This is a genomic window from Massilia sp. CT11-108, from assembly GCF_047302915.1.
Lineage (GTDB): Bacteria > Pseudomonadota > Gammaproteobacteria > Burkholderiales > Burkholderiaceae_D > Telluria > Telluria orientalis.
Genome location: NZ_JBKYMO010000266.1, coordinates 1 through 7,887, shown reverse-complemented (window position 1 = coordinate 7,887; position 7,887 = coordinate 1). Strand labels below are relative to the sequence as shown.

At 67.6% G+C, this 7,887-nt stretch carries 6 protein-coding genes; 5 read left to right on the top strand and 1 reads right to left on the bottom strand.

The window, feature by feature from the left end; genetic code table 11:
• Positions 1-67: 67 nt before the first annotated feature.
• The gene (locus ACEN88_RS19665; protein WP_413342230.1) at positions 68-1,294 is read right to left on the bottom strand and encodes a DUF4861 family protein; all 1,227 of its coding nucleotides are present in this window, start codon (positions 1,292-1,294) and stop codon (positions 68-70) included.
• Between the two features lie 284 nt (positions 1,295-1,578).
• Between ACEN88_RS19665 and ACEN88_RS19660 the strand changes: the two genes are divergently transcribed.
• The 5 genes from ACEN88_RS19660 (at position 1,579) to ACEN88_RS19640 (ending at position 7,866) form a co-directional block, all read left to right on the top strand.
• Positions 1,579-2,229, top strand: a complete 651-nt coding sequence (locus ACEN88_RS19660; protein WP_413342229.1) for a class I SAM-dependent methyltransferase — start codon at positions 1,579-1,581, stop codon at positions 2,227-2,229.
• A 117-nt stretch (positions 2,230-2,346) separates the two neighbouring features.
• Positions 2,347-3,354, top strand: a complete 1,008-nt coding sequence (locus ACEN88_RS19655; RefSeq protein ID WP_413342228.1) for a DUF2156 domain-containing protein — start codon at positions 2,347-2,349, stop codon at positions 3,352-3,354.
• A 15-nt stretch (positions 3,355-3,369) separates the two neighbouring features.
• Positions 3,370-4,953: an SDR family oxidoreductase gene (locus ACEN88_RS19650; RefSeq protein ID WP_413342226.1), complete on the top strand. Its 1,584-nt coding sequence runs from the start codon at positions 3,370-3,372 to the stop codon at positions 4,951-4,953.
• 212 nt (positions 4,954-5,165) lie between these two features.
• Positions 5,166-7,556 (top strand): EAL domain-containing protein, encoded by a 2,391-nt coding sequence (locus ACEN88_RS19645; protein WP_413342224.1) that lies wholly within the window; start codon positions 5,166-5,168, stop codon positions 7,554-7,556.
• Between the two features lie 19 nt (positions 7,557-7,575).
• The gene (locus ACEN88_RS19640; protein ID WP_413342222.1) at positions 7,576-7,866 is read left to right on the top strand and encodes a hypothetical protein; all 291 of its coding nucleotides are present in this window, start codon (positions 7,576-7,578) and stop codon (positions 7,864-7,866) included.
• Positions 7,867-7,887 lie beyond the last annotated feature (21 nt).

Genomic DNA, 7,887 nt, shown 5'->3' with positions numbered 1-7,887 from the left:
CCCAGCGGCAGTGCCGCGGCCACCGAGGTGACACGTGCGGTGGCGCGGAAGAAGTCGCGGCGGTCCATCAGCGCGCCGACAGACTCACGCGCACGGGCGCGGCCACGCGCGCCGCTTCATCCGTCACGGTGCGCTGCCACTGCTCGCGCGACGTGATTTCGCCGGCCCGCGTCCACGCGGCGCCCACGTAATAACGCAGCGGCTGGCCGGACGTCACCGGCGCCAGCATGAACGCGTTGCGCGCATCGGCCCCGAAGGCGGGGTTGCCAGCGGACGGCAGGATCACGGCCACGCCGAAATCCCCGCTCTTCTTTTGCGTGACCCACTGGACGAGGGCTTTCGATCTGGCGTCTTCCGTGAATGTGGACTTGCCGTCCTCGCCCTTGTCGGCCGGTTCCTTGTTCAGGCCCACGGCCGCCTGCAGCGGCCCGTTCCCGGCGAACGTGAACGTGCTGTCGATGCGGTCGAACCAGTGGCCGGCGTCCACCGTGAAGCGCTTGACCTCGGCCACTTTCGTGCCGGCCGCGTCCCAGCCGTCGTAGGTGAGTTCGAAGATCGCGCGCACGGGACCGTTCGCCAGGACCTTCCAATGCGTGAAGTTGATGCCCGAGACCAGCTTGCCGCCGGCCCAGATGCCCGTGCCGCCGGCGCCCAGCGTCGTGCCGACGTTGTACATGTCGATGCCTTCGCCCTCGTCGTGGTGATAGTGGTCGTGGCCGATGTTGTACCAGCGGTCGACGATCGGGTACGGGACCCGCTTGAACCAGATATCGAGGCCGCTCGTCTTCAGGACTTCCTTGTCGGAGCCGGCGGGCGCCGGGGCGGCGAGGGCGGGGCCGTAGGTGCGGTGCGCGACCTTGTCGTTTTCCCACGCGAAGTCGTCGAGGCGTTCGGGCACGATGCGGGCCCAGACCCTGGTGGGGAACGGGGGCACGACGGCGTCCGTCTTTTCGACGGTGAACGTGGCGCTCTTTTCGCCCGGCGCGAAGTCGTGCTGGAACAGCAGTTCGCCGTACGCGACGCCGTTCTTCTGCGGGTCCTTCGCTTCCGGCGCCACGTTCGTCACCTGGTGCGGCAGTACGCGGCCGGCCGCGTCCTTCACGACGATGTGCTGGATGCCGGCATGCGGCAGCGCGTCGTTGACGCTCTTCCACGGGATGGCGATGGTTTCCGCCGGCCGCGCGATGGCGAGATCGTGGGTGACGGTGACGGTCAGGCGCTCGGCGGCGTGCGCTGCGGGGTGCGTGGCAGCTGCGATGGCGGCGAGGGCGAACAGGGGCAGGGAGAGTTTCATCGTTCGTGGCGGCGTAGGGTCCAGTGGGAATATGCCCGTCGAGTATCGATTCGGCGGCTCCCGGGTGTCAACTTACGGCCGGCCGCGGTCACCATTCAATCAGCGCGTTGAGCGATGGTCTTTACGCGCATGACCCGCAAAGCCAGTGTTTTGGCTCGCAAGGACAAGGCGCCGGGCCGTGGAATGTGCGGGCTTTCCATTACTCTAATGGTGCTTGACGTTCATGCAACGTGAACGGGGCAGAGGAGACATCCATATAGGTCGGAAAGACCGGAAGGGCAAACATGAGAGACAAGTACAAGCTCGTAGGGCCGATCTACGACTGGCTCAGTGCGTTCTACAGCGGCAAATCGATCCACCGCTGCAAGGTCGCGATGCTCGACAAACTGCGTCCGGGCGACAGGGTGCTGTTCGCCGGCGTCGGCCACGGCCGCGATGCGGTCCACGCCGCGCGGCTCGGCGCCGACGTCACGGTGGTCGATTTGTCGGCCACCATGCTGAAGAAATTCCAGGCCAATCTCGAGCGGGAAGGCATCGTCGACGTGCGCATCCGCCAGGTGCACAGCGACATCATGCTGGTCGAGGAATTCGAACAGTACGACATGGTCGTCGCGAACTTCTTCCTGAACGTGTTCGAGCAGGACATGATGCTGCGCGTGCTCGCGCACCTGATCCGCCTGGGCCGTCCCGGCGCCCACATCGTCGTCGGCGATTTCTCGTTCCCGACCGGGAACGTGTTCAGCCGCGTCTTCAAGACCCTGTACTGGTACGGGGCCGTCGGCTTCTTCTGGCTATTCGCCGGGAACGCCTTCCACAACATCTACAACTATCCGGAGTGGATGAAGAAGTTCGGCCTGCAGGTCGGCGAACAGAAGCACTACAAGCTGCTGCTGCTCGACTGCTACTGGTCGGTCATCGGCCAGAAACCGGCCTGAGACCCAACGCCGTCGTCCCCGCGAAAGCGGGGATCCATGCTGAGCCGACCAGGACGCCCAGTATGGGTTCCCGCGTGCGCGGGAACGACGGGTGCTTGCAATCCAACCGGAGCCCACATGAGCCAACACGCTGTCGCGCTGGAGCGGCGTATCGCCGCCGACCTGTCCCATCACGATACGGCCAGGCGTGCCGCCGTCCTGCGGCAATACGGCGGCCACGCGCTGTCGTTCTGCACCATGCAGCCGGGGATGTCGTATTTCGAAGTGCCCGGCGTCGGCTACATCGCCTTCGCGAAGTACTGGGGCATGCGCTTCGCGCTGGGCGAGCCCGTGTGCCCGCCGCATCTGCGCGACGCGATGCTCACCGCCTTCGTCGACCGCTATCCCGACGCCGTCTTCGTCCAGGTGGGCAAGGGCGTCGTCGACCACCTGCACGCCCGCCACGGCTATTACGGCACGCAGTTCGGCAGCGAATCGCGCCTGGACCTCGCCACGTTCTCGCTGCGTGGCGCGCGCAAGCAGGTGATACGCACGGCGATCAACGCCGCCCGCGCGGACGGCATCGAGATCCGCGAGGGCGGCTTCGACCACGACGTGCGCCGCATCTCCGACGCATGGATCCGCACGCGGCGCTGCAAGAACAACGAGATCCGCTTCCTGATCCGGCCGATGATCGTCGACTACCGCGAAGGCACGCGCTATTTCTACGCGTACCGCGACGACGAGGCCGTGGGCTTCGTGTTCTTCGATCCGCTGTACCGCGACGGCCGCCTGGCCGGCTACGTGCCGAACATTTCGCGCTCGTCGGCCAATTTTCGCCAGGGCCTGTGGTACGCGCTGATGGCCTACGCGATCGCGCGCTTCCAGGAAGAAGGCGTGCCGTGCCTGGACCTGGGCCTGACGCCGCTGATGCTGTCCGGCGAGATCGAACCGCAGGAATCGCGGCTGCTGCGCACGACCCTGTCCGTGATCCGCGAGCGGATGGACTTCCTCTACAACTTCAAGGGGCTCGAATTCGCCAAGTCGCGCTTCCAGGGGCCGGTCGAAAAGACCTATTGCTGCCACCGGAACGCACTGCCGGCCCTCGCCATGACGGCCATGTTCCGCCTGACGCGGATCATCTAGGCCACGGAGATATCCATGACGACCACCATCGACGAGGCAGCCGACGGGCTGCCGGACGTGCGCGACGCCTTTGCCGGCAAGCGCATCCTGCTCACCGGTGCGACGGGTTTCGTCGCGAAGGTCCTGCTGGAAAAGCTGATCCGCACCGTGCCCGACATCGGCCGCATCGTGCTGCTGATCCGTGCCGGCAGCCTTGGCGACGCCCGCGCGCGCTTCGAGCGCGAGATCGCGGCATCGTCCGTGTTCGACCACCTGCGCGCCGTGCGCCCGGCCTGGCTGGAACGCTTCCTCGCCGAGCGCGTGGACTGCGTGACGGGCGAGATCACGGCGCCCGGCTTCGGCCTCGCGGCCGCGCGCTTCGCCGAGCTGGCGCGCGGCGTGGACGTGGTCGTGAACGCGGCCGCCAGCGTCGATTTCCGCGAACCGCTCGACGAAGCACTCGCCATCAACACGCTGAGCCTGCGCCACGTGACGGCGTTCGCGCGCGTCGCCAACGCGCCGCTGGTGCACGTGTCGACCTGCTACGTGAACGGCTACAACCGCGGCGAGATGCGCGAGGAGATCGTCGCGCCGGCAGGCAGCGCACGCGACGGCATCCCGCGCCATCGCGACGGCTGGTACGACGTCGACGCGCTGATCGCCGCCCTGCGGCGCAGAATCGGGCGGGTGCGGGCGAAGGCCGGCGGCGCCGATCCGGAACGGCTGCGCCGGCGCCTGACGGACCTCGGCATCCGGGAGGCCCAGCGCCACGGCTGGAACGACACCTACACGTTCACCAAGTGGCTCGGCGAGCAGGTCGCCCTCCGGGCCATGCACGGGCTTGCCCTGACGATCGTGCGGCCGGCCATCATCGAAAGCACGCTGCGCGAGCCGGCGCCCGGCTGGATCGAGGGCGTGAAGGTGGCGGACGCCGTGATCCTCGCCTATGCGCGCGGCAAGACGAGCTTCTTCCCCGCGCGGCGCGAAGGCATCATCGACGTCATCCCCGTCGACCTCGTCGCCAACGCCATCGTACTGGCAGGTGCGGAGGCGGTCTCCGCCGGGCCGGGCCGGCGCATCTATCAATGCTGCAGCGGTTCCACGAATCCGCTCGCGCTGGGTGAACTGATCCGGCTGCTGCAGGCGGAATCCAAACGCAACTGGCGCCAGTACGACCGCCTGTTCCACGCCGAGCCGAAGCACGATTTCCGCACGGTCGGGGAGGGGACCTTCCGCTTTTTCATGGGCGCGTTCGGCATCGGCGCGACGGCGTGGAACGGCCTGCGCCGGCTGGCGGGCGCGCCGGGTGCCACGCGCGCGCTGGAAAAGCTGCGCACGACGCGCCTGCTGGCGCTGACGTTCGCCTTCTACGCGCACCCGCGCTACCGGTTCCACAACGCCGGCCTGCTGGCCCTGGCCGCGCGCTTCGGGGAGGAGGCGCGGCGGCTGTATCCGGTGGATGCGCGCCTCGTCGACTGGGAAGACTACCTGTGCCGCATCCACATGGCGGGGCTGAACCGCTATGCGCTGCGACGGCGGGACGCGGTGCCGGAAGATTCGGCAGCCGGCGCTGCGGCGACCGCGGGCGTCGACCCAATGGCGGCCCCGGCCTCGCGCTGACGGGCGGAGCGGCAAGCCGGACCGGCTTGTCCGGTCATTCTGCAACTAACCGACCGGCGCCGTGACCCACACCGAAACCCCGCCACCAGCACGCCGGGAGGGGCCGGCGCGATGCGATGTAAATATGCGCCCCTTCGGACGTGACTGCGTTATGATGTTTTCCCAATGGACGCAACGTGCAAGCGCGCCCGGCCGGTTCTCTGGAGGAGGTCGTGAACCTTTCGCCTTTACCCCTCGCGGTATTCGTCGTCGACGCGGCAGGGACGATCACGAGCTGGAACCGCGCCTGCGAAAAGCTGGCGGGCTATGGCGCGGCGGACATCCGTCACTGCAGCCTCGACCAGATCATCGCCTTCGACGAGCCGGCCACCGTGACGTGGATCGGCGAGCGCGTCAACGAGGATTCGACGGGAGACCTGATTTGCGCGGACGGGCACCGGGTGCCGGTGCGGGTGACGGTGGCGCCGCAATCGCTCGATCCCGACCAGCCCGGCGGCTACAGCGTCATCGTCGTGCCGCGTGCCGGCCTGGCGCCGACCCGTTACGCATTGATCCAGGACCTGCCCATCGCCGACATCATCGAGGAATTGCCGTGCGTGTTCTACGTCATCGACCAGAGCGGGCACCTGCTGTTGTGGAACCACCAGCTGGAAGACGCGCTCGAGATGGCGAGCGAGGAGTTGCCGACGTTTAACGTCAAGAATTTCTTCGACGAGCGCGACCAGGCGATGATCGTGGAAAAGATCCTGGCCGCCTTCGAGGGTGGCGGGTCGTACCACGAGGCCGACCTCGTCGGGAAGCACGGCAAGCGCACGACTTTCCTGTTCCATTGTTCGCGTGCGAGCCTGGGCAACCTGCCGGTCGTGTTCGGCACGGGCCTGGACATCACGTCGCGCAAGGAAGCCGAGCGCGGCCTGCGCGTGCGCGAGCGGGCCATGTACGCGAGCGTGAACGCGATCGTGATCACGTGCTGCGCGGACGGGGCCGACAACGTGATCGAGTACGTGAATCCCGCGTTCGAGCAGATCACCGGCTACACGCTGGCCGAGGTGAAGGGCCGCAATCCGCGCTTCATGCGCGTCGAGGATTGCGACGTGCACGAGCAGCAGCGTATCCATGACGCCGTCGCTTGCAGGCAGAGCGTGCGCGCCGTCCTGCGCAACCGGCGCAAGAACGGCGAGATCTTCTGGAACGACCTGCGCGTCGATCCCGTTGCCAGCATCGAGGGCGAAGTATCGCACTTCGTCGGCGTGATCAACGACATCACCGAAGCCCGCCATTACGAGCGCCGGCTGCAGCACCTCGCGCACCACGACGCGCTGACGGGTCTTGCCAACCGCACGCTGCTGCTGGAACGCCTGAAGGCGGCGATCGATGCGGCGTCGTCCCATCGCCGCCAGGGCGCGCTCGCGTTCCTGGACCTCGACAACTTCAAGCACATCAACGACACCTTCGGCCACGAAGCCGGCGACGCCGTCCTGCGCGAGATCGCGGCCCGCCTGCGCGACAGCATGCGCGAGGAAGACACGGTGGCGCGCCTGGGCGGCGACGAATTCGTCCTCGTGATCGCCGAGCAGGCCGACGTGACCCAGCTGGCCTGCCTCGTCGAGCGCGTACGCCAGAGCGTGTCGGCGCCCGTCGTCGTGGAGGGCAAGGAGATCCTGCCCGGCACGAGCATCGGCGTCAGCCTGTTCCCGCAGGACGGGCGCACGGTCGACGACGTCATGCGCGCGGCCGACACCGCCATGTACCACGCCAAGACCCTCGGGCGCAACAACGTGCAGTTCTACTCCGAGGCACTGAACCAGGTCGTGCACCAGCATCTGCTGCTGGAAGCGAGCCTGAGCCGGGCGATCCGCAACCGCGAACTGGTGCTCGGCTACCAGCCGAAGGTCGACCTGCGCACGGGCAAGGTCGTGGGCGCCGAGGCGCTCGTGCGCTGGCAGCATCCGGTCGACGGCATCATCGCGCCCGACGTCTTCATTCCCGTCGCCGAGCAGACGGGCCTGATCATCCCGCTGGGCGACTGGGTGCTCGACGAGGCATGCGCCACGCTGCAGACGCTCGCCGCCGTGGGCATCGAGGATTTCGTCATCGCGGTGAACCTGTCCGCACGCCAGTTGCGCCAGCGCCGCTTCGTGAACCGGCTCGCGGACACGTTGGCGCGGCATGGCGTCCCCGCGCACCGCCTGGAGCTGGAAGTGACGGAGAGCCAGCTGATGGACCACCCGGAAGAAGCGCGCGACGCGCTGGCCCAGTTGAAGCTGCTGGGCGTACGCCTGTCGATCGACGATTTCGGGACCGGTTACTCGAGTCTCAGCCACCTGCAGAAATTCCCCGTCGACTGCATCAAGATCGACCGGTCGTTCCTCGGCGGGGGCACGGATCCGGACGACGGCCATGAAGTCATCACGCGCGCCATCATCGCGCTCGGCCACAACCTCAAGCTGCAGGTGATCGCGGAAGGCGTCGAGACGATCGAGCAGCTGACGTTCCTGCGCGACCACGACTGCGACCAGATGCAGGGCTATTATTTCAGTCCGGCCCTGGCCCAGGAGGGCCTCCAGGAGATGCTGCGGCGCGACGCGCGCCTGCCGATGTAGATGCCGGAGGAGGCGGACGATGAAGACGACGAATGTTGGCGCCGTGCGCAGCGACGTGCGCCGGGTGCTGCTGGCCACGCTGGCCATCCTGCTCGTGCCGGCCGTGGCGATGCGCTTCACGCACGAGGTGAACTGGGGCCCCGGCGATTTTCTCGTCGGCGGCGCGCTGTTGGCCGGTACGGGCCTGGCGTACGTGCTCACGAAGCGGCGCGTCGCGGGCCGGCCGGGGCCCCCGCGGCACGGCGGGCAGGTTGAGCAAGGGGTGGGGCACCTGTTGGGCGAACATTCCCTCGGCGGGTTGGACAGATAAAGCCGATTAGCCCGGATGGAG